Consider the following 21,777-nt stretch of genomic DNA (forward strand, 5'->3'; position numbering starts at 1 on the left):
CGCGCTTGCGCGCGATGGGGGTTGCCGCGAGCACCCATCGCGCGCAAGCGCGCTCCTACATTAGTGGTTGGGGTAGATGGGGTTGCCTAAGAGCAGGAGCTTGCCGCTAGTGTCGCGTACGTCTACGCGGTACCAGTGGGCCTTGCCGTCGCTCTTCCAGTCGAAGGAGGCGGTGCCGTTTGCGGCGATAGGCTTCGTGGCGACGCGCTTCCCGTCGACGGAGGCCACGGCCTGCATGCTGGCTGCCGCGGTGGTTGCCACGGCTACGTGCATCTGCGTGCCCTTCGCGACCGTCAGCGCATCACCCATGTGGGCCTCTGCGCCAGCTGCCGTAGCAGTCACGTCGAGCGTCCGATCCTTCGTACCTTCCGTATCGACAAAGACATGCCCCGCCCGAATGCCGGCGAGAATCCCGTCCATCGAAAGCTCGCTCGCATGCACCACCGTGGTCGGTATGCCGATCACCCCGGCGAACTCATCGCGCGCGCCATCACTACCATCATGGCTATCCCCGCCGCCGATGCCGGTGATACGAACGCCGGTGTTGAGCTGGGCTTCCCAGAACGGGATGCCCGTATCTTTCCGTTCCGTATCGCGACCGTTGATGGCTTCGATCGCCTGGAAGCCATGCATGTCCACCGGCTTCTTCGGGGTGAAGCCGCAGCCCATGCAGGTTTCATCGTTGGGGCGGCGCGGATGATTGATTGAGATGAGCCCGTGCGCTTTCGCCACGTCGGCGGTCAGCGCGTTCCAGTCGGGAACCTCCGTGCTGCCCACGCGGAAATCCAGCGGGCGCGATACACCGAACAGATTGGCGTGCCCTTCGAACGTCGTGATTTCGCGGGCCGGAATCATGAGCATCGTGTCGAAGTACGGCTGCAGTTCGCGCATCTCCGACACCTGCGACATGGTGTTGTGCTCGGAAATCGCAATGAAGTCGAGACCGCGCTTCGATGCAGTGGCCGCCGTGAGGAAGAGCGGGCAGGGCACCTTCGCCGTACCGCTGACGTTGGAGCAGCCGCCATCGCTATGCGCGGTGTGCATATGCAGGTCGCCGCGGTACCAGCCATCGGCGACCTTCAGGGGCGGTGCCAGGCCATGTTCCGGACCGAAGCCTTCGTCGTCGCCCGAGAACCACACATCCGCCGTGAACGAGGCCGTCGAGGCGGGCCGGATGTTGGGGATACCCAACAACAGGCGCCAGCGGCCTGCGCGGATCTCGCCGGGCAAGAACGATGCGGTAGCATCCGTCGCCGAAACGGTGAAGCGCCGTTTGCTGCCCCCGCTCCAACCCCGGAAACCATCCTGCTCCGCGAAGCCGCCTGGCCCGAGCAGGCCGAGATCGATGGTGGTGTGCTGTTCGCGACCCGTATAGGTCACGTCGATCGTGATCCGGCGCGTGCCAGCCGGTACGTCGAACGGTACTTCGCGGTAGGTGTGGATATCCTTGCCCGAGAGGTCGCCGCGCAAAACGACATCGGGCGTGCGCTCCGCCGCCAGGGTGGCGGCGGCGAAGCAGGCCAGCAGGAGTGCGATGAGGCCGCGCATCAGAAACGGTACATCGCGGCGGCGCGGAACGAGCGGCCCAGCAGCGGGCGCGCGATGAAGGTGGTGGCGCCGACATCGGAACTGGCCAGCTCACCCGCGCGCGGGTTGCCCTCAGTGAGACCGAGCGAGTTGAACAGGTTGTCGGCGTAGAGATACAGCGACAGCTGCTGGGTCGCATCGTAGCGGGCGCTGAAGTTCACCACATGGTATGCAGGCAAACGTACCGAGTTGGCGGTGTCCACGAAGCGCTGGCCCTCATGCTCGTACGAGAACTGCAGGCGCAGGCGGTTATCCATCAGGTTCACGCCTGGCACGATACGGTAACTCACCTTGGGTACGCGGATCAGCTGGTTGTCTTCGTAGTCGCGCAGCACCGGTGCGTTGTTCACGGCCTCGGTGTAGCGCAGGCCCTTGTACTTCGGATCCTGCAGCGTCGCATTGAACTGCACGTCAAACCACTTGGTCGGGTACACGGTGCCCTCCAGCTCAAGTCCGTAGGTCTTGGTGCTAGCGTAGCCGGTCTGCGGGGTAGACGTGTTGTTGCTGCGGTCGAAGACGTAGTTGGAGAAACCCACGTTGTCGTACTTCGTGTAGAACGCCGTGGCATACATGTCCACGAAGCGGTCGCTGTACTTCCAGCCGGCCTCGCCCAGGTCCATCGTCTGCAGCACGGGCGTTGCGGTGGGGCTGGTGATGTAGGTGCTGAGGTTGGGCAGGCGGAACGCCGAGGTCCAGCGCGCGAACACGCCCTGGCGTGGGGTGAACTGCCAGTTCGCGCCCAGGGTCCAGCCGGTCTTGCTGAAGCTCTGGTCGTAGTGGATGTATTGGCCGTTGCCGGTCAGCACCTTGGCCGCCGCCGGCGAGCCGCCCAGGTCCACGGTGGCCTTGCCTTCCGTGTAGCCCTGCACCGTCACCTTTTCCCGGCGGACACCGCCGTCGAGGCGCAGCTCGGGAGTTATCTGCCACTCATCGGAGAGATAGAAGGCGTTGGTGGCCGACTTGCCGCTGGCGTGCTCCCACTCGTAGCCGTAGCCGTAGAAGCCGTGGTCGGTGAGGGAACCGACGACGTTGCCGTTCGCATCCACGCCCACGAGATCGAGCAGGCGGGCATTGTTCTGCACGTCGGTCAGCACGGTCGACGAGTAACGATCAAAGTCCTGCTCGAAATTGGCGTGGTAGTAACCCAGCGTCACATCGTGGCTCTGCTCACCGATCTCGAACTTGCGCAGGACACGCGTGTCGTTGATGAACTCATCGACCGGCAGGGTGACGCCGCGGATACCGCCGGTCACGACCAGGCCGTTACCGTTCTGGCCGTTGACGTCGTAAATCTGGTTGGGGTTGTCGACATAGCGCAGCTGGAGCGCCGTGGCGCCCGGCACCAGGCCCAGGCGCTTCGCACTATCCTGCTGGATCATCGAGGCGCCGGTCTGCACGGCGTTAGGGAACACGCCGTTACGCTGCGTATCGGTCGTGCTGTAGCGCATGGACTCCGCGAGCTTCCAGTCGTCGCCAAGGTCGTGATCGAACTTGAACGACACCTGGGTGCGCTTGACGTGCGTCCCTTCGCTGTTGTCGAAGTGGTATGTGCCACCGCCGGCCTCGCGCATGTTGAGGTTCTCGGTTTCCGGACCGGCCAATGTGCCGTAGTTACCGTTGAAACCCGGGGCCGGGCGAATATCCCCGTGCGAATCCGTGTACATCGGGATGCCGAGGTAAAGCGCGACCTTGTCGTCCATATGCTTCACGTCGAAGCTGATGTCGCCGTGCTCCAGCGTCTTCGATAGCGTGGCGCGCAGCTGGCCACCATCGTCGGCGTTGAACTGCGGGCGGCGCACGCCGTCATCGACACGCCAGAAACCACCGACGCCGAGTTTCCAGCCACCGCCGATCGGCGTGCCGTACCAGAAATCCAGGCGGTTCAGCGAATAGTTGCCGACCGTGTACTTCACCAGGCCTTCGGCGGTGTCGCCGACCTGGCGCGGGATAAAGTTGATCGCGCCCGCCGGTGCATTCGAATAGAACACCGAAGAGGGACCACCGCGGACCACTTCCACACGTTCGATGGTTTCATCGAGGCGGAAGGCCTGGTCGGCGTTGAGATAGCCCAACGCCGGGTCGTGTTGCACGGGGATGCCGTCTTCGAGCAAGGTGACCGAACCGTAGCCATCGACCGGAATACCGCGGGCGCGAATGTTGCCAGAGGCTTCGCCACCGGAGGATTCCACCCAGAAGCCAGGTACCGACTTCACCGCCTCGGTGACGCTGGTCGGCGCCTGCATGCGCAAGCGGTCTTCGTCGATCGTGGTGATCGAGTAGCTCGTCTCTGCCTTGGTGCGGGTTTCCACACCAGAGCGGGCCGTGACGACGACGTTGTCGAGGTCGGTGGTCTTCTTCTGCGGTGTGGCGTCCTGGGCGTGGGTGGCGGCAGAAAACACAAACGCGCCAACGATCGCCGCGCGCACGGCACGGCAGAGCAGGGTGTTACGCATGGTGGGGTCGAACTCCGGGGATGGGTGGTGCACGTGCCCACCCCGTCGCCCGGCAGGGGCTTGCCGGGACGCCGGCCTCTCCCTGGGCGCGCGATCTCTAAGAACTTATGCGTCAGTGGTGACGGACAAGTTCATGCGCGATGTCCGTGAGATGTCACGATGACGGCAAAGACTTCCGAACCGTGACTAACGTGACCCCCATCACACCCTGTAGGAGCGCGCTTGCGCGCGATGCACTCGCCTCACCCTTACCGCCTGCCAGCAGATCGCGCGCAAGTGCGCTCCTACAGGGCTAGCGCTATGACGATGCCTAGCCACAACGCCAGGCCGACCCAGTTGTTATGCCGGAACGCTGCCAGGCATGCGTCACGCGCACGATCACGCATAACCCACTGCTGGTAGCCGAACAAGCCGGCGGTCGCCGCGAGGCCCAGCCAGTACGGCCAGCCTAGCGCCGCACGCGTACCGACCAGCAGCATCGCCAGCAGGAACGTCCCCATCAGCACGCCGATGATGACGAGGTCTGCATCGGCGAAGAGGATGGCGGTGGATTTCGCACCGACCTTCAGGTCATCGTCGCGATCGACCATGGCGTATTCGGTGTCGTAGATCACCGACCAGAGGATGTTGGCGATGAATAGCAGCCATGCCACGGGCGGCACGCTGTCCGTCACAGCGGCGAAGGCCATGGGAATCGACCAGCCGAACGCCGCGCCCAATACCACCTGGGGAAGGTTGGTGTAGCGCTTGGTAAAGGGGTATAGCGCCGCGAGCGCCGCGCCCGCGAACGAAAGCAGGATGGTCAGGCGGTTGGTAAAGAGCACCAGCACGAACGAAAACACAAGCAGCGCGGCGAAGGTGATGAGGGCCTCCTTCGGGGTGATCCGGCCGCTGGCGATCGGGCGGCCGGCGGTCCGCGCCACCTGCGGGTCGAGCTTGCGATCCGCATAGTCGTTGATCGCGCAGCCGGCCGAGCGCATGGCGAACACGCCCAGGGTGAAGATCACCAGGGGCCCTACGGGCGGAAAATCCTTCGCGGCGAGCCACAGCGCCCACCATGTGGGCCAGAGCAGGAGCAAGGCGCCGATCGGGCGATCCATGCGGGTGAGCTGGAGGAAAGCGTAGATCTTTTCGCGGCGCGCAGCCGGGGCCCCGCGCAGGAGGAAGGCCAGCACGCGCTCGGCCGTGGTCGAGGCATCCGCCGGGCGCACGGGCGCAGCCGGCTTGCGCGCCATGGTCGGAACCTTGCGGCGCGGGGTCGTCTTTCGGGGGGCAGGGCTCATAGGGGAAGTCTAACCGCGCAGCCCTGCGCTCCCACAGAGGTTAAAGGCGTTTTGGGCTACTTCGGTTCCAACGGTTCGATCGGATCATCGTCCGGCGGCGGCTCAGGATCCGCGTCGCGCTCCGGTTTGTAGCTACCGGGTTTGCGAATCTCGTCTTCAGGCCGGTTCTTGCCGGGTTCGGCGAACGGCGGCTGGGGGATGGTCGGGGTGAGGGGCATGACGGAAACTCCGTGCGGCTGCGTTGGCCTTCAACGTAGGGTCGCCGGGGTGAAGCCCTCGGGTACACCTCATGAAGCCGTGGTCGACGCGCCAAGTCGCGCGTGCGCCCTGAAGACACACGCCCTGACAGTTTATCCACCCAGGCGTAACCTTTGCGATTCGCAACCACCATGGAGACCTTGTCATGAAGATCCTGATCGTCGGCGCCAGCGGCACGCTGGGCCAGGTCGTGGCCGCTGAGCTCGGCGTGCGCCACGACATCATCCGCGCCGGGCGAAGCAGTGGCGACGTGCATGTGGATATGCGCGATATGGCGAGCATTGAAGCGATGTACGCCTCGGTAGGCGAGCTTGATGCCGTCGTGTGCGCCGCGGGCAAGGTGCCGTTCGCACCATTGGCCGAATTGACCGAGTCAAAGTATCTCGAAGGCTTGAACGACAAGCTGCTCGGCCAGGTGCGCCTGGTGCAGGCCGGCATGAACCGGCTACGCGACCGTGGCTCGTTCACGCTGATCACCGGCATCCTGACCGAGCAGCCGATCCTCGCTGGCGCTTGCGCGAGCATGGCGAACGGCGCGATCGAAGCCTACGCGCGGGCCGCGGCGATCGAGCTGCCGCGCGGTCTGCGCATCAATGTCATCAGCCCCAACGTGCTGACCGAAGCGATGGACGCCTACGGCCCGTTCTTCCGCGGCTTCGAGCCGGTCAGCGCAGCTCGCGCAGCCCTGGCCTTCTCACGCAGTGTCGAAGGCCTGCAGACCGGCCAGGTCTACAAAGTCTGGTAACAGGCCGCCTGTAGGAGCGCGCTTGCGCGCGATGGGTGCTGGCAGCAAGTTCCATCGCGCGCGAGCGCGCTCCTACAGGGGTGGTGTAACCGGGAGGTTGCTTCGAGCGAACTTAGGGGGTCGTCCTCGTGGAATTCGCCCATGCGCCTTGCCCGTTTCGCTACTTCCCCTCTCCCCCTGCCGCCCGGCTGGTTTGCGTTGCCGCTGCGGCTGATCGTTGGCTTTGGCTTCATGCAACATGGTTACGCGAAGCTCGCGCGTGGGCCCGGTGATTTCATCGGGATACTTCATGCCATGGGCTTGCCGCACGCCGACTTGCTGGGCTGGGCGACTATCCTGGTCGAACTGGGCGGTGGCCTGATGGTGCTGCTTGGCGCGCTGCTGCCGCTGGTGAGTATCCCCATGGCCATCGTGCTGCTTGTGGCCGTTATCACGGTGCACCTGCCGAACGGATTCAGTTCGATCAAGCTGCAGTCGTTCGATGCGATGGGTGCGCATTTCGGCCAGCCTGGTTACGAAACGGATCTGCTCTACCTGGCCGGGCTGTTCGCCTTGTGCATCGGTGGGGCGGGGCCCCTTTCCATCGACGGCTGGCTACGCAGCAAGGCATCGCGCGGTGGCACGTTGTAGGAGTGCGCGTGCGCGCGATGGGGCTTGCCGCAAGCCCCATCGCGCGCACGCGCGCTCCTACCGGTGAATCAGGCGGTGATGAGGGGGCGTTCGATGGCGGCGATGCCACTGCGGGCATGGTCGGCAATCTCCCCCGCGAGGCCTAACGCGTCAAGGAAGGTGTCTACCTCGTCGGCGCGACCGGTGAACTCGACGACGGACTGGTCGCCTTCGCGCTGGAGCAGCCGCCCGCCGAAGCGAGCGAGGCAGGCATCCACGGTATCGCCGGCTGCGTCCACGCGAGCGACGAGGAGTTCGCGCTCAACATGCGCCTTGCGCGTCAGTTCACCGATCTCGATCACGTCCACCAGTTTCGCCGATTGCTTGATGATCTGTTCGATGACCATATCGTCACCAAAGATCACCAGGGTGAGCCGCGATACGTCTTCATCGTGCGTCGCTGCCACGGTGAGCGATTCGATGTTATACCCACGCGAGGCGAACAGGCCGGCGACGCGGGCCAGAGCACCGGCTTCGTTCTGCAGCAGCATGGAAATCGTATGGCGCATGGTCAGAACATTCCCGTCGGCTGGCCGGTCGGCTGCACGGGAGCGCTGCGGCTTGGGATCCAGTCGCCAGTGATCATCTCGGCGTACGTCGCACCCGGCCCGACCATCGGGTACACGCCTGCATCCGGGTCGATCACGACTTCGAGGAAAGCAGGGCCGTTGAAGGCGAGGAAGTCCGCGATGGTCGCCTCGATCGCCTTGGGGTCATCCAGGCGTTGCGCCCACTCAAAGCCATCTGCCTGAGCGGCACGGACAAAATCCTTCTTGTGCAGGCTCTTGTCCGAGGCGGCGAAGCGCCCTTTGAAAAACAGCTTCTGCCATTGCCGGACCATGCCGTCGCCGCTGTTGTTGAGCACGACGACCTTCACCGGCAGGCCATAGGTGGTGACGGTCTCTAGTTCGCCGATGTTCATGCGAATGCTGGCGTCGCCATCGATGTCGATCACGGTCAGGTCGCGGCGGGCGAACTGTGCACCGATCGCGGCCGGCAGGCCGAAGCCCATCGTGCCCATCGAACCCGAGGTGAGCCAATGCCGTGGTTCGCGGAAGTCGAAGTACTGCGCCGCCCACATCTGGTGCTGGCCCACGCCCGTACTGATGATGGCGCGACCGTTGGTGATGCGGTTGATCGCTTCGATGACGGCGCAGGGATGGATGCTGTCGCTATCGCGGCAGAAGTTCATTCTGTGCGTGCGCTTCAGCGTCGCGACATGATGGTGCCACGCCGAGAGATCCTTGCGGAAACCTTTGCGCGCACCATAAGCAAGCAGGCGATCCAGGGTGCTATCTAACGAACCAACGTGGTGCCAGTCCACGGACTTCACCTTGCCGATCTCGGCAGGATCGATATCGACCTGTGCGATTGCCTTGGCGCGTGGGGCGAACTGATCGGGCACGCCAACCACACGGTCATCGAAGCGGGCGCCAAGGGCGAAAACGAAGTCGCAATCGTCCATGGCATAATTGGCGTATGCGGCACCATGCATGCCGAGCATGTGCAGCGCGAGCGGATCAGTGGTATCGAACCCACCGATACCCATCAGGGTGGTGACGACAGGGATGCCAAACGCATGCGTGAACTCGCGCAGCGGACCGGCGGCGCCGGCCGAGACGATACCGCCTCCCGCATAGATCAGCGGGCGTTCGGCGTTGGCCAGGCGAGCGAAGAAAGCGGCGCAATGCGCATCGGTGAGCGTGGCGGATTCCACGGCATGCAGGCGTGAGCGGTAGCCGCGCACAGGCAGCTCGCGGTCGCCTTCGAAGGTTAGTGGCGCATTCTGTACATCTTTCGGGATATCGATCACGACAGGGCCGGGGCGGCCGCTGCGGGCGATATGGAACGCCGTGCGCAACGTCGCTTCCAGCGTGGACGCATCGGTTACAAGGAACACGTGCTTAGCACAGGAGCCCATGATCTGGCTGACCGGTGCCTCCTGGAACGCATCGGTGCCGATCGAGCCGGTCGGCACCTGGCCACTGATCACGACCAGTGGAATGGAATCGGCCATGGAATCGCGCACCGGCGTCACCGCGTTCGTGGCGCCCGGGCCGGAGGTGACCAACGCCACGCCAACACGGCCCGACGCGCGGGCGTAGCCGGCGGCCATGAAGCAGGCGCCTTGCTCATTGGCAGGAACGATCAGCGGCAGCGGCTCGCTGCCATCATCCCCCGCGTGGTCGGCGTTGAAACGGAACACTGCGTCATACACGGGAAGGATCGCGCCGCCGGAGTAACCGAAAAGTACATCAAGGCCTTCGTCGGCAAGGACCTGCACGACGATATCGGCGCCGATCATGGCGCGCCCGGCCTGGGGGTGCTTCGAGGTGGTGCGGCTAATGTCGCCGACGGTATCCAGTTGCGCGTTCACGTGGGTTCCTTATGTTGAGCTCGTTGTAGGAGCGCGCTTGCGCGGGATAGGTCGTGGTGCAAGCACCCATCGCGCGCAAGCACGCTCCTACAGGGGCGGTCAGGCGGTTTTGGGGGCGGCGGCCTCGGCGGGCTTGGGCTGGTTCGTTGCCAGCCACGGCATGCGTGCGCGGAGCTGGGCGCCGACCTTTTCGATCGGGTGCTCCAGGTCGCGCTGCTTGAACGCCTTGTAGTTCGGCAGGCCGGCCTTGTACTCCGCGGTCCACTCGCGAGCGAAGGTGCCGTCCTGGATTTCCTTCAGGACGCCCTTCATGCGCTCCTTCGTGCCTTCGTCGACGATGCGCGGGCCGCGGGTGTAGTCGCCGTACTGGGCGGTCTCCGAGATGAACTCAAGCATGCGTGCGATGCCGCCTTCATAGAACAGGTCGACGATCAGCTTCAGTTCGTGCATCACTTCGTAGTAAGCAATCTCCGGGCGGTAGCCGGCTTCGACCAGCGTTTCGAAGCCCTTGATAACCAGCTCGGAAGCGCCACCGCACAGCACAGCCTGTTCGCCGAACAGATCGGTCTCGGTTTCTTCCTTGAAGTCGGTTTCAATCAGCATGGCGCGTGCGCCACCGATGCCTGCCGCGTATGCGGTTGCCTTGTCGGTAGCCTCGCCGGTCGCGTCCTGGTGCACGGCGTACAGACACGGGACGCCACGACCGATTTCATACTCGCGGCGTACCAGGGCGCCGGGACCCTTCGGCGCCACGAGCACGACATTGATGTCGGCGCGTGGGGTGATCTGGCCGAAGTGCACGTTGAAACCATGGGCGAAGAGCAGGGTCGCGCCCGGCTTGATGTTCGCTTCAATGGCGTCTTTGTAAATGCCGGGCTGGGTCATGTCGGGCGTGAGCACCGCGACGAGGTCGGCACCACGCACGGCTTCAGCCGGTTCGGCGACGGCGAAGCCATCGACATAAGCGCGGTTCCAGGACGGACCGCCCGGACGGAGACCGACGACCACATCGAGGCCGGAATCCTTCAGGTTCAGCGCGTGGGCGCGGCCCTGGCTACCGTAGCCGAGCACGGCAATACGGGCGTTCTGCAGCGGAGCGGTGGTGGCTTGCTTCTCGGTCATGGTCATTTCCTTGGTGTCTTTAATGAAGGTGTAGGAACGCGCTTGTGCGCGATTGGGGATCGCCTCAGGGCAATCGCGTGCAAGCACGCTCCTACAAGGGCTGGGTTAGTTACCAATCAGTTCCTGGGTCAGGTCTTCGTCTTCGATTTCGCGACGGATACGTGGGCTGGGTGCCGGTGCGTCGTCGAAGGCTTGCGTCACCGCACCTTCCGCAGCGGAACCGACCAGACGCGCATATTTCGCCAGCACGCCTCGTGTCACCTTCGGTGCGGTCGGTCGCCATGCCGCGCGGCGCGAGGCCAGGTCGGCGTCGGTACGCAGTTCACGCGTGCTCGCATCGATGAAAATCGCATCACCTTCGCGGAGCAGGCCAATGGGGCCACCGCGCGCGGCCTCCGGTGCGATGTGCCCGACCATGAAGCCGTGCGTCGCGCCGCTGAAGCGGCCATCGGTGATCAGCGCGACGTCGTTGCCGAGGCCCCGGCCGACGAGGGCCGCGGTGACGGCAAGCATCTCGCGCATGCCCGGGCCACCGGCAGGCCCTTCGTTGCGAATCACCATGACGTCCCCGGCGCGAATACGGCCTTCCTGCACGGCAGCGAAGGCTTCCTCCTCGCTTTCGAACACGCGCGCGGGACCGGCGTGGCTGGTACGGCCATGACCGGCCAGCTTCAGGATGCAACCTTCCGGCGAGAGGTTGCCGTAGAGGATGCTGTAACCACCGCGCGGCTTGAACGCCTGGCTCACCGGACGTACCACAACCTGGCCCTCCGTCGCCGGTGGGGCGGCATCCAGTTCGGCGAACAGGCTGCGGCCGGTGACCGTATCGGTATCGGACAGCATGCCCGCGACTCGCAGCTCGCGCGCGACGATGGCGACGCCGCCGGCGGCGGACATCTCCACCGCGCTGAATCGACCACCCGGCATCAGGTCGGCGATGACCGGCGTGTTCTTCGAGGCCGGCTCGAAGTCTTCGATGGAGAGCGGCACGCGCGCTTCATTCGCCATGGCCAGCAGGTGCAGCACGGCATTGGTCGAACCCGCGGTCGCGGCGACAACGCGCGCCGCATTGTCGAACGCGGCACGGGTCATCACATCGCGCGGCTTGCGATCGGCGTTCAGGCACTCCATGGCGAGTTCACCGCAACGGAATGCCGCGTCGCGCTTCGACGGATGCGTCGCGGGAATGTCGTTGAGGCCCATCGGTGAGAGGCCCAGCGTAGTCAGCACCATCGCCATGGTGTTGGCGGTGTACTGGCCCCCGCACGCGCCGGCACCTGGGCAGGCGTGGCGCTCGACATCATCCAGCTCGGCATCGCTGATCTTGCCGGCACCATGCGCGCCCACGGCCTCAAAGACGTTCTGCACGGTGATCGGGCAACCGTTGCGGCTGCCGTGATCGATACTGCCACCGTAGAGCGCCACGCCGGGGATATTCAGGCGAGCCAGCGCCATCGCGGCGGCGGGAATGGTCTTGTCGCAGCCACACAGCACCACCATCGCATCGAGACAATGGCCATCGACGGCCAGCTCGATGGAATCGGTGATCACTTCACGGCTGACCAGCGACGAGCGCATACCGCTGGTACCCATGGCGATGCCGTCGGTGACGGCGATGGTGTTGAACTCCACCGGCGTACCGCCCGCGGCGCGCACGCCTTCAGCGGCAGCTTCGGCCAGGTCACGCAGGTTGAGGTTGCAGGGCGAGACGTTCGACCAGCTGTGCACGATCGCGACCATCGGCTTGGCGATCGCTTCGTCGTCCAGGCCGGTGGCGCGCAACATAGCGCGTGCCGGCGCACGGTCGGGACCCGTCTTGATCGCGTCGCTGCGCAGGGTGCGGATGGGGATCTTCCGGGTGCTCATGCGGCCTCCGCCTTGGCTTGGATGGCTTCCAGGACGGCGCGGGTCACGGCATGCGTGGTGGCCGTGCCGCCCAGGTCGCGGGTGAGGTTGGCGTGCTCGAGTACCTGGTCCACCGCGGCTTCGACCGTGGCGGCTTCGTCCGCGAGGCCCAGCGAATGGCGCAGCAACATCGCGGCGGAGAGAATCGTGCCAAGCGGATTGGCCGCGGCCTGGCCGGCGATATCCGGCGCGGAGCCGTGGATCGGTTCGTAGATGCCTGCGCCGGGGCCGCCGATGGACGCCGATGGCGACAGGCCCAGCGATCCGGCCAGGACCGAGGCTTCATCGGTCAGGATGTCGCCGAACATGTTCTCGGTGACGATCACGTCGTAGTCGGCAGGGTGGGTCAGCAGGTGCATCGCCATCGAATCGACCAGCTGGTGTTCCAGGGCGACATCGGGGTACTCCGCGCCGACGCGCGTGGCGACCGATCGCCACAGGCGCGAGGTTTCCAGCACGTTGGCCTTGTCGACCGAGGTCACCTTCTTGCGCCGCGTACGCGCGAGCTCGAAGGCGTGGCGCACGACGCGTTCGACTTCTTCGACGCTATAACGGCACTCGTCCGTCGCATCGGTCGCGCTGCGGGTCTTGGCGCCGAAGTAGATGCCACCGGTCAGCTCACGGATGAACACCAGATCGACACCCTGCGTGCGCTCCGGCTTCAGTGGTGACAGGGCGGCGGTGCGCGGATGCAGCTTCAGCGGACGTACGTTGGCGAACACACCGAGCATCTTGCGCATGGCCAGCAGACCCTGCTCGGGGCGGATCTTCGCCGCGGGATCCGACCACTTCGGGCCACCGACCGCGCCGAGCAGGATCGCATCGCAGGCCAGCAGGGCATCGCGCGTGACCTGCGGCAACGGGTCGTTGAAGCGATCGATCGCATCGCCGCCGATGGCGTGCTCGGCGAACGTGAACGTGTGGCCAAAGCGCTCGGCGACCGCGCGCAGGACGGCGACGCCCGCGCCTGCTACCTCCGGGCCGATGCCGTCACCCGGCAGTACGACGATATGGGCCTTCTTCATGCGGCTTTCTCCGTGCGGTGTTCGTAGGCGGTGATGGCATCGTCTTGCTGCAGCAGGAAGCCCATCTGGTCCACGCCATTGAGCAGGCAGTGGCGGGCGAAGGATTCGAGTTCGAAGTGGATGGAGCCGCCATCGGGGAGGCGGATGCTGCTGCTGGCGATATCGATGCGCAGTTCAATGCCGGGGTTGTCCAGCAGCCAGCGGTGTTCCGCATCGGTCAACACGATCGCGAGCAGGCCGTTCTTCAGCGCGTTGCCGCGGAAGATGTCGGCGATCTCGTTGGAGATCACGGCGTTGATGCCGTAATCCAGCAAGGCCCAGGGCGCGTGCTCACGCGAAGATCCGCAACCGAAGTTGCGGCCGGCGACCAGGATGGAGCAGCCGCGTGCCTGCGGCTGGTTCAGCGGGAACGAGGGGTTGTCGCTGCCATCGGCCGCATAGCGCCAGTCTTCGAAAGCGTGCTTGCCAAGGCCGGTGCGTTCGGTGGTGGTGAGGAAGCGCGCCGGGATGATCCGGTCAGTGTCGATGTTTTCATCACGCAGCACCGCGGTGCGCGAGTGCACGTAGGTCAGCGGGCGGGTGGCGGTGCTCATGCGGCGACTTCCTGGTTCAGGTATTCACGTGGATCGGCGACGCGGCCGGCGACGGCGGAGGCCGCGGCCACCAGCGGGCTGGCCAGTACGGTGCGTGCGCCCTTGCCCTGGCGGCCTTCGAAGTTGCGGTTGCTGGTGGCGACGACGAGCTGGCCCGGCTGGGCCATGTCGCCGTTCATGGCGATGCACATGGAGCAGCCCGGCTGGCGCCATTCGGCACCGGCGTTGAGGAACACCTCGTGCAGGCCTTCGCTTTCCGCCTCGCGACGTACCTGTTCGGAGCCCGGCACGACCAGCATGCGGACGCCTTCCGCGACGTGACGACCACGCAGGATCTCAGCAGCGGCGCGCAGGTCGGAGAGTCGGCCATTCGTGCAGCTGCCGATAAAGACGACATCCACGGCCTCGCCAGCGATCGGCTTGCCCGCGGTGACCTTCATGTAGTCCAGTGCGCGCTGTTCCAGGGCGTCGGCTGCGGCGGGGACGGGCGCGTGGATCGGCACGACCATGCCGGGGTGGGTACCGTAGGTGACCGACGGCTGGATCGTCGATGCATCGATGCGCACTTCGCGATCGTAGGTGGCGCCTTCGTCGGTGGTCAGCGTACGCCAGGTGGCGACGGCTTCATCCCATGCGGCACCCTGCGGCGCGCGTTCGCGACCCTTCAGCCATGCGAAGGTGGTTTCGTCGGGCGCGACCAGACCGGCGCGGGCGCCCGCCTCGATCGACATGTTGCAGACGGTCATGCGCTCTTCCATCGACAGCGCGCGGACCGCTTCGCCGGTGTACTCGAGCACGTAGCCAGTACCACCCGCGATGCCGATCTTCCCGATGATGTGCAGGATCAGGTCCTTCGCCGTCACGCCGACCTGGAGCTGGCCATCGACATGGATGGCAAACGACTTCGGCTTGCGCTGGAGCAGGCACTGCGTGGCCAGTACATGGCCGACCTCGGTGGTACCGATGCCAAACGCCAGGGCGCCGAACGCGCCGTGGGTGGCGGTATGGCTATCGCCGCAGACGATGGTCATGCCGGGCTGGGTCGCCCCGACTTCGGGGCCTGCTACGTGGACGACGCCACGGTGCGGGCTATCCCAACCCATCAGGTCGATGCCGAACTCCTGCACATTGGCTTCGAGCTTGGCGACCTGCGCTTCGGCTTCCTTCGTGAAGTACGGACGCTTGCCGTCCGCGCCAGGGGGCAGCGTCGGCGTCGAATGATCGAGCGTGGCCAGCGTGCGATCGGGGCGGCGAACCTTCAGGCCGCGCGAGCGCAGCTCATCGAACGCCTGCGGCGAGGTTACTTCGTGGACCATGTGCAGGTCGATGTACAGCACGCCCGGCGTGCTTTCGGACTCGGCGGCGACCTGGTGCGAATCCCACAGCTTGTCGAACAGGGTGCGCGCGCTCATGCGGCGACCCTCCCGGCATTCACTTCTTCGACCGGCGTGAGCCAACCCCAGCGGTCATCGGTGCGGCCATCGAACAGGCCGAAGAAGGCGTCCTGCAGGGCGCGAGTGATCGGGCCCGGGCGGCCGCTGCCGACCGGCTTGCGGTCGACGGAGCGCACGGCGGTGACTTCGGCGGCGGTGCCGGTCATGAACACTTCGTCGGCGAAGTACAGCATCTCGCGCGGCAAGGGCTGCTCGACGACGTCGTAGCCCAACTGCTTCGCCAGGACCAGGACGGAATCACGGGTGATGCCGCACAGGATGGAAGCGGCAGCGGGCGGCGTGTAGATCACGCCCTTGCGCACGATGAACAGGTTCTCGCCGGCGCCTTCGCTCAGCAGGCCATCGGTGCCCAGCGCGATGCCTTCGGCATAGCCACCGTTCACGGCCTCACGGGCGATCAGCTGGCTATTGAGGTAATTGCCACCGGCCTTCGCGCCGCTCGGGAAGGTGTTGGGTGCCGCTCGGTTCCACGAGGAAACGCAGACATCGACGCCTTTTTCGATGGCGTCCGCGCCGTGGTACGCACCCCATGGCAGCGCGATGATCGCGACATCCACGGCGGTATCCAGCGACGGCGCAAGGCTGAAGGTGAAGCCGCTGCGGTAGACGATAGGGCGCACGTACGCCGATTGCAGGCCGTTAGCCACGATGACCTCACGACACGCGCGGTTGAGCGTGGCGGCGTCGTACGGCATCACCAGGTCGTATACGCGCGCCGAGTGGAACAGGCGTTCGGTGTGCTCTTCCAGACGGAAATAGCGCGGGCCCTCCGGCGTGCTGTACACGCGGATGCCTTCAAATACCGAGGAACCGTAGTGCAGCGCGTGTGCGCCGACATGGCAGGTGGCTTCGGCCCAGGCCTTGATGCGGCCGTTGTGCCAGAGATGGGTCGGGGCTTCCATGGTTCCTCCTTCAGGACTGGACCGCGACATCGGCGGTCTCGTTTTCGGCTTCAAACGCGCCCATGAGCGCGACGAGGTCATCGTTGGTGACGGAGCGCTGCTGGTCGGCGACGACCTTGAAGCGCTCGAAGAGGGTGTCCAGCGTGCTGTCGTCGACCTCGAACTCCAGTTCGACGAGGCGCTGGCGCAGGGCGTGGCGCCCGGAATGCTTGCCCAGCACGAGCGAGGTCTTTGCGCCGACATCCTGCGGGCTCATGATTTCGTAGGTGCCGCGGTGCTTGAGCATGCCGTGCTGATGGATGCCCGATTCGTGCGCGAAGGCGTTATCGCCGACGATCGCCTTGTTGCGCGGCACGGCCTGGCCGGTGACTTCGGTGAGCAGGCGCGAGGTCGGATACAGGTGCTGGGTGACGATGCCTGTGTCCAGATTGAACAGGGGGCGGCGCGTGTGCAGCGCCATCACGATCTCTTCCAGCGCGGCATTGCCGGCGCGTTCGCCGATGCCATTGATCGTGCACTCGACCTGGCGTGCGCCTGCGCTGATCGCGGCGAGACTGTTGGCAACGGCCATGCCGAGGTCATCGTGGCAGTGCGCCGAGAAGATCACCTTGTCCGCCCCGCGCACGTTTTGCTGCAGGTAACGGAACATCTCGGTGATTTCGGCGGGGGTGGTATAGCCGACGGTGTCGGGGGCGTTCAGGACACAGGCGCCGGCTTCAACGGCGACCGAGAAGATCTCGGCGAGGTAGTCCGGCTCGGTGCGCAGGGCGTCTTCGGCGGAGAACTCAACTTCATGGGCCAGGGCTTTTGCCCGGTAGATCGCCTCGGCGGCGATATCGATCACTTGCTGTTTCGATTTGCCCAGCTTGTGTTCGCGGTGCAGTGGGGAGGTGGACAGGAACAGGTGGATCCGTGATCGCCTTGCGCCTTCCAGGGCCTTGCCAGCAGCATCGATATCACCGGGTTGGCAGCGTGCCAGTGCGGCGACGGTGGGTTTTCTCAGTGTCCTTGCGATCTCGGCGACGGCGGCGAAATCATCGGGTGAAGCCTGCGGGAATCCCGCTTCGATGATGTCGACGCCCAGGTCTTCCAGGGCTTGTGCCATGCGCAATTTGGCGCGCCGGTCCATGGAAAACCCAGGGGCCTGTTCGCCGTCGCGCAAGGTGGTGTCGAAGATACGCACGCGGCCTACGTCGCTTTCGACGTCGCCGTGGGTACTGCCCTGGTGTGCTGGATTCATGTCTGGCTCCGCTCGTTGTCGAGGCGGGCCGGGCAATAAAAAACCCCGCATCCGTTACCGGGTGCGGGGTTCTTAAGGAGTCTTCAGGTTATTTTCGTTTCACCTGGACACTTGCCCTTAGCCCGCACCTCCGCAGGTAATAAGTACAAGGTTAATAAGAAGGAGGCCGCCGCCGAGACGCAGCTTTCCGTCGACCTTGGTAAGTCGATTCAGGGAAAAGCGGCCATGGGTGGTGCGCTGCGTCATGAGGTCGAACGTACGTCACCCGTTTAGAGCGTGTCAACAGTTTCTAGTGAAAGAATTTTCCTAGGAGCGTTTGGACGGCTATCCATCCAAGCCGTGGTTTGGTCGCCAGGAGCGCATGGGAATGCGGTTTTCAGGCAAGTGGTATGCCCTGCCAAATAAGGCGATATCGCGCATTTCTGCGAGTGTGATGTGTGTCGCGAAAGTCGGTGGTGTCGTGCCTGGAGCGGCGTGGTCGCCAGATTGATCGCGCGCAAGCGCGCTCCTACAAGAGCCCGCGGAGCTCTTTTGTAGGAGCGAGCTTGCTCGCGATCGGAGTTACCGAACCCTTACCAGCCCCGAAGCCACTCAGCGAAGAGACGCCCATCCGCCGCTAACGGCTCCGCAACGGCATCTCGCCGCAACATCGCTGCCAACGCCTCAGGCACTTCCACCGCACGCCCAATCAAAGGCTCGACCACCGTATCGAACTTCGCCGGATGCGCCGTAGCAGCCATGGTCCACGCCCGCGAATCACCTGCCAGCCGTCGCTGCTCGAACACCCGGATCGCCGTGGCGGTGTGCGGGCAGAAAACCTCGCCATCGCTCGTGGCATGCCGGCGGATCACGTCGCGGATGGTCGCATCATCGACCCGATGGGCGCTGCCGTTGAGCCGTGCGGCATCTTCACCACCGAAGAGATGGCTCAGGCGTTCGAAGTTACTGGGTGCGCCCACATCCATCGCATTGGCAATCGTCGCCACGGCATCGCGCGCACGGTACGGCTGGCCGGCGAAGAATTCGGGAAGGGTGTCATTAGCATTGCAGGCGAAGACGACCTCGCCGATCGGCAGCCCGATCGCGCGAGCCCACAGGCAGGCGACCGCATTGCCGAGGTTGCCGGTCGGAACGATGACGTTCATCGGGCCGTCGTCCGCGTTCAATGCCGCGTGGCCGAAGTAGGCCATCTGCGGCAGCAGGCGGCCGAGGCTGATGCTGTTGGCGGAGGAGAGCGGTACGTCGGCCTGCAAGGCTGGATCGCCCAGCGCGCCTTTCACCAGCCGCTGGCAATCATCGAAACTGCCTTCGACTCGCAGCGCGCGCACGTTGCCACCAAAGCTACCGAGCTGGTGGGCCTGGCGCGGCGATACGCGGCTGTCGGGGTAGAGAATGGCGACGCGAACGCCGGGCACCTCGTGAAACGCGGCACCCACCGCCGCGCCCGTGTCGCCGGAGGTGGCGACGAGAATGGTCAGCGGCTGGTCTTCCCCGGCCCGCAGGCGCGATATGCAGGCGGCGAGAAAGCGCGCCCCGAAGTCCTTGAACGCGGCGGTTGGGCCGTGGAACAACTCAAGCACATGGGCGCCCGCAATGCGCAGTTCCCGCCGTGGCACCGGGTGCGCAAACGCCTCGGCGCAGATCGCTTCGAGCTCACCCGCCAGCGCATCGCCTTCGAAGAACGGTTCGAGCATCGCTGCCGCGGTGCCGGCAAGGTAGCCACCCGTCGCGAGCTTGCCGACCCGTGGCATGGCCTCGGGCACGAACAAGCCGCCATCCGGGGCCAGGCCGGCCGCGATGGCCGAGGAAAGCGACACCGGCGCGGCACCGCCGCGCGTACTCACATAGCGCATCGTCACACCACCCGCGCCGCCGGACCATCGATCGGCGCGACCAAGGCATCGCTGCGGTGCCCCGCCGTGCGGAAGGCGGCCTGCATGTCGTGCGCCGCAGCGATGGCGGCGGCACGGTCTTCGAACCAGCCGAACACGCTGGGACCCGCCCCGGAAATGCTCGCGCCAAGCGCGCCGTGGTCGAGCGCGGCCTGTTTCACCTGATAGAAGCCAGGAATCAGCGGGGCGCGCCGCGGTTCCACCAGCACATCCGAAAGGCCTTCGCGTACGAGTGCCGCCTCACCGCGGTAGCAACCGGCGAGCACCATGGCGAGATTCGCGCTCTGCGCCACGAACTCGCCCAGTGCGTACTGCCCCGCCAGGGCCGCACGCGCCTTGCGCGTTTCCAGCACCACGTGTGGATGGACCAGCGCGCAATGCCATTCGGCGGGGACGGGCACGCGCACGAGGCGCTTGTCGGTGGCGAGCACGAGCCCGCCCAGGAGCATGGGCCCCAGGTTGTCACCATGCCGACTGCCGCTGGCGACCACTTCACCATCCATCGCGAACGGATACAGCGCCTCGCGCGGCAATGGTTCATCGAGCAGAGCGTTGGCGGCCACGACGGCGGCGACGCACGAGGCGGCCGAGCCACCCATACCGGAGCCCAGCGCGATGCCCTTGTGCAAGGTGAGTTCAAAACCGAACGGAAGGTCGAGCGCGCGCAGCATCGAAAGCAGCGCGGCGCCGCCGGTGTTGTCTTCCGGCTTGAGCGGGAGATCGGTCACCACGCCGTGGATGGCGGCGATCTGGACCTCACGCTCGGGTATACGGCGCACGACCGCGCGATCACCGGCACCCTCCACGGTGTGGCCAAGGATGTCGAAGCCTATGCCAACATTCCCGACGCTGGCATAGGCTTCAGCGGTGGCGACATCGGTACGGGCGAGGGGCGAGGTATCTTCTTTCAGCATGCGCATCGTTTTACTCCCATGGCGCCGGCCACGCGCAGCAGGTCGGTGAAGACCGCCGCCGCCGTGACCTCGGGGCCGGCACCCGGCCCCTGGACGACCAGGGCATTGTCGCAGTAACGGCGCGTGGCGAAACGCACCACGTTATCGGTGAGCTGGCCGTGGGCGAAGGCGTGGCTGCGTTCCAGCACCTGTACGCCGACCGAGGCGCCTTCGCGATCAAGCCGTGCGACATGGCGCAGCACGCCGCCCACGGCACGGGCCTGGGCGAGCAGGGCCGCCATCGGGGCATCCATCGCCGGGAGTTGCTCCATGAACTCATCGCGATCAAGGGTGGCCAGGGCCGGTGGTACCAGGCTGTTCACTGCCACATCGTCCAGCGACAGCGCCACGCCGGCTTCACGGGCCAGGATCACCAGCTTGCGCGCCACATCCATCCCGGACAGGTCATCACGCGGATCAGGCTCGGTGTAGCCGAGCGCATGCGCCTCGCGGACCAGTGCGGAGAATGGCACCGACCCATCGAAGCGGTTACACAGCCAGGCCAGCGTGCCCGAGAGCATGCCTTCCACGGCGAGCAGTTCATCGCCGGTATCGATCAGGTCGCGCAGGGTCTGCACCACTGGCAGTCCGGCGCCCACCGTGCCTTCGTAGTGCAGGCGGGCGCCGCTGGCATCCGAGGCGCGGGCGATGGCCTGCCAGCGGTCCAGGCAGCCGCTGGCCGCGCGCTTGTTCGGGGTGACGACGTGGATGCCGGCGGCCAGCCAGCCGGCGTAATGGTCGGCGACCACATCGCTGGCGGTGCAGTCGGCCAGGACCGCGGCCTCGCCGTGATGGCCCGCGACATAGGCGGCGAAGTCATCCAGGGCCACGGGGCGCCAGGTCTGGGCGCCGCCGCTGCGGCCGTTCAGGGCCTCATCGTCGCAATCGAGCCACATATGCCGGCTATCGCTGACCGCGCGCAGGCGAAGCTCGAGGTGGCACTCGCGCAGGAGCCGGGGTGCGGCATCGCGCAGCTGGTGCAGGAAGGCCGTGCCGACCTTGCCGGGGCCAATGACCCCGACATTGACGACAAGCGGCGAGACGGCAGCGCGCATGGGCGCGGCACGTAAGGGGGAACGTTTCAAAGCGACGGCGAGGGACACGGTAAAGCCTCCTTGAGAGGCCCTTCACTCACCGCAAGAGGGGATTTCGGCTGTGGATCCCGGCGCCGGTCCCGTCCTGCGGGAGGTCGGGGCCGGCAGCGACATGGAACCTAAGCGCGCGCGGACTCCGATCCTCCGACCGTAGTGGTCGTAGTGGTGGTCGTAGTCGCGGTGGTGGTGGACGCAAGCGCGCAGGCCACGGAAGTGGCCCGGGTG

At 65.5% G+C, this 21,777-nt stretch carries 17 protein-coding genes and 1 pseudogene; 2 read left to right on the forward strand and 16 right to left on the reverse strand.

Features of this window, described 5'->3' with window-relative positions:
• Positions 1-60: 60 nt before the first annotated feature.
• The 4 genes from VGN46_RS10165 to VGN46_RS10180 form a co-directional block, all read right to left on the reverse strand.
• On the reverse strand, positions 61-1,548 hold the full coding sequence (locus tag VGN46_RS10165; protein ID WP_331643342.1) for a CehA/McbA family metallohydrolase: 1,488 nt from the start codon (positions 1,546-1,548) through the stop codon (positions 61-63).
• Entirely contained in the window at positions 1,548-4,073 is a 2,526-nt protein-coding gene (locus tag VGN46_RS10170; protein WP_331643344.1) for a TonB-dependent receptor, read from the reverse strand. Before VGN46_RS10170 ends, VGN46_RS10165 begins: the two co-directional genes overlap by 1 nt.
• A gap of 251 nt (positions 4,074-4,324) precedes the next feature.
• Positions 4,325-5,275, reverse strand: coding sequence for a 4-hydroxybenzoate octaprenyltransferase (ubiA, locus tag VGN46_RS10175; protein ID WP_331643346.1), 951 nt, complete (start codon positions 5,273-5,275; stop codon positions 4,325-4,327).
• Between the two features lie 104 nt (positions 5,276-5,379).
• Positions 5,380-5,541: a hypothetical protein gene (locus tag VGN46_RS10180; protein WP_331643347.1), complete on the reverse strand. Its 162-nt coding sequence runs from the start codon at positions 5,539-5,541 to the stop codon at positions 5,380-5,382.
• 185 nt (positions 5,542-5,726) lie between these two features.
• Here VGN46_RS10180 and VGN46_RS10185 point away from each other — a divergent pair, with 185 nt between their 5' ends.
• Positions 5,727-6,326 (forward strand): short chain dehydrogenase, encoded by a 600-nt coding sequence (locus VGN46_RS10185; protein ID WP_331643348.1) that lies wholly within the window; start codon positions 5,727-5,729, stop codon positions 6,324-6,326.
• 141 nt (positions 6,327-6,467) lie between these two features.
• Positions 6,468-6,956 carry a DoxX family protein gene (locus tag VGN46_RS10190; protein WP_331643350.1) on the forward strand — a complete coding sequence of 163 codons (489 nt, stop codon included), beginning with the start codon at positions 6,468-6,470 and terminating at the stop codon, positions 6,954-6,956.
• Positions 6,957-7,024: 68 nt separating this feature from the next.
• Here VGN46_RS10190 and ilvN read toward each other — a convergent pair whose 3' ends face one another.
• The 12 genes and pseudogenes from ilvN to VGN46_RS10250 form a co-directional block, all read right to left on the reverse strand.
• Positions 7,025-7,504, reverse strand: coding sequence for an acetolactate synthase small subunit (ilvN, locus tag VGN46_RS10195; RefSeq protein WP_331643352.1), 480 nt, complete (start codon positions 7,502-7,504; stop codon positions 7,025-7,027).
• Between the two features lie 2 nt (positions 7,505-7,506).
• On the reverse strand, positions 7,507-9,300 hold the full coding sequence (ilvB, locus tag VGN46_RS10200) for a biosynthetic-type acetolactate synthase large subunit (protein ID WP_331643461.1): 1,794 nt from the start codon (positions 9,298-9,300) through the stop codon (positions 7,507-7,509).
• A gap of 171 nt (positions 9,301-9,471) precedes the next feature.
• Entirely contained in the window at positions 9,472-10,494 is a 1,023-nt protein-coding gene (gene ilvC / locus VGN46_RS10205) for a ketol-acid reductoisomerase (protein ID WP_331643354.1), read from the reverse strand.
• A gap of 105 nt (positions 10,495-10,599) precedes the next feature.
• Positions 10,600-12,360: a dihydroxy-acid dehydratase gene (ilvD, locus tag VGN46_RS10210; protein ID WP_414675246.1), complete on the reverse strand. Its 1,761-nt coding sequence runs from the start codon at positions 12,358-12,360 to the stop codon at positions 10,600-10,602.
• Positions 12,357-13,424, reverse strand: coding sequence for a 3-isopropylmalate dehydrogenase (gene leuB, locus VGN46_RS10215; RefSeq protein ID WP_331643355.1), 1,068 nt, complete (start codon positions 13,422-13,424; stop codon positions 12,357-12,359). The genes ilvD and leuB overlap by 4 nt, the downstream gene beginning before the upstream one ends.
• Positions 13,421-14,017, reverse strand: a complete 597-nt coding sequence (leuD, locus tag VGN46_RS10220; protein WP_331643357.1) for a 3-isopropylmalate dehydratase small subunit — start codon at positions 14,015-14,017, stop codon at positions 13,421-13,423. Before leuD ends, leuB begins: the two co-directional genes overlap by 4 nt.
• Positions 14,014-15,429 carry a 3-isopropylmalate dehydratase large subunit gene (gene leuC, locus VGN46_RS10225; RefSeq protein WP_331643359.1) on the reverse strand — a complete coding sequence of 472 codons (1,416 nt, stop codon included), beginning with the start codon at positions 15,427-15,429 and terminating at the stop codon, positions 14,014-14,016. Before leuC ends, leuD begins: the two co-directional genes overlap by 4 nt.
• Positions 15,426-16,373: a branched-chain amino acid transaminase gene (locus tag VGN46_RS10230; RefSeq protein WP_331643361.1), complete on the reverse strand. Its 948-nt coding sequence runs from the start codon at positions 16,371-16,373 to the stop codon at positions 15,426-15,428. The genes leuC and VGN46_RS10230 overlap by 4 nt, the downstream gene beginning before the upstream one ends.
• Before the next feature lie 64 nt (positions 16,374-16,437).
• Positions 16,438-17,613, reverse strand: a pseudogene (locus VGN46_RS10235) (2-isopropylmalate synthase); the annotation flags it as partial.
• Between the two features lie 572 nt (positions 17,614-18,185).
• Positions 18,186-19,466 carry a threonine synthase gene (thrC, locus tag VGN46_RS10240; protein ID WP_331643363.1) on the reverse strand — a complete coding sequence of 427 codons (1,281 nt, stop codon included), beginning with the start codon at positions 19,464-19,466 and terminating at the stop codon, positions 18,186-18,188.
• Between the two features lie 2 nt (positions 19,467-19,468).
• Positions 19,469-20,425: a homoserine kinase gene (locus VGN46_RS10245; protein WP_414675247.1), complete on the reverse strand. Its 957-nt coding sequence runs from the start codon at positions 20,423-20,425 to the stop codon at positions 19,469-19,471.
• A complete protein-coding gene (locus VGN46_RS10250) occupies positions 20,413-21,513 on the reverse strand; it encodes a homoserine dehydrogenase (RefSeq protein WP_331643467.1) in 1,101 nt (366 codons plus the stop codon). Before VGN46_RS10250 ends, VGN46_RS10245 begins: the two co-directional genes overlap by 13 nt.
• Positions 21,514-21,777 lie beyond the last annotated feature (264 nt).

The organism is Luteibacter sp., from assembly GCF_036500425.1.
GTDB lineage: Bacteria > Pseudomonadota > Gammaproteobacteria > Xanthomonadales > Rhodanobacteraceae > Luteibacter.

Coding starts and splice junctions, on each gene's coding strand:
- VGN46_RS10165 (WP_331643342.1), bottom strand. CDS start 1,548: ATGCGCGGCCTCATCGCACTCCTGCTGGCCTGCTTCGCCGCCGCCACC.
- ubiA (WP_331643346.1), bottom strand. CDS start 5,275: ATGGCGCGCAAGCCGGCTGCGCCCGTGCGCCCGGCGGATGCCTCGACC.
- VGN46_RS10180 (WP_331643347.1), bottom strand. CDS start 5,541: ATGCCCCTCACCCCGACCATCCCCCAGCCGCCGTTCGCCGAACCCGGC.
- VGN46_RS10185 (WP_331643348.1), top strand. CDS start 5,727: ATGAAGATCCTGATCGTCGGCGCCAGCGGCACGCTGGGCCAGGTCGTG.
- VGN46_RS10190 (WP_331643350.1), top strand. CDS start 6,468: ATGCGCCTTGCCCGTTTCGCTACTTCCCCTCTCCCCCTGCCGCCCGGC.
- ilvN (WP_331643352.1), bottom strand. CDS start 7,504: ATGCGCCATACGATTTCCATGCTGCTGCAGAACGAAGCCGGTGCTCTG.
- ilvB (WP_331643461.1), bottom strand. CDS start 9,300: ATGATCGGCGCCGATATCGTCGTGCAGGTCCTTGCCGACGAAGGCCTT.
- ilvC (WP_331643354.1), bottom strand. CDS start 10,494: ATGACCGAGAAGCAAGCCACCACCGCTCCGCTGCAGAACGCCCGTATT.
- ilvD (WP_414675246.1), bottom strand. CDS start 12,360: ATGAGCACCCGGAAGATCCCCATCCGCACCCTGCGCAGCGACGCGATC.
- leuB (WP_331643355.1), bottom strand. CDS start 13,424: ATGAAGAAGGCCCATATCGTCGTACTGCCGGGTGACGGCATCGGCCCG.
- leuD (WP_331643357.1), bottom strand. CDS start 14,017: ATGAGCACCGCCACCCGCCCGCTGACCTACGTGCACTCGCGCACCGCG.
- leuC (WP_331643359.1), bottom strand. CDS start 15,429: ATGAGCGCGCGCACCCTGTTCGACAAGCTGTGGGATTCGCACCAGGTC.
- VGN46_RS10230 (WP_331643361.1), bottom strand. CDS start 16,373: ATGGAAGCCCCGACCCATCTCTGGCACAACGGCCGCATCAAGGCCTGG.
- thrC (WP_331643363.1), bottom strand. CDS start 19,466: ATGCGCTATGTGAGTACGCGCGGCGGTGCCGCGCCGGTGTCGCTTTCC.
- VGN46_RS10245 (WP_414675247.1), bottom strand. CDS start 20,425: ATGCGCATGCTGAAAGAAGATACCTCGCCCCTCGCCCGTACCGATGTC.
- VGN46_RS10250 (WP_331643467.1), bottom strand. CDS start 21,513: ATGCGCGCTGCCGTCTCGCCGCTTGTCGTCAATGTCGGGGTCATTGGC.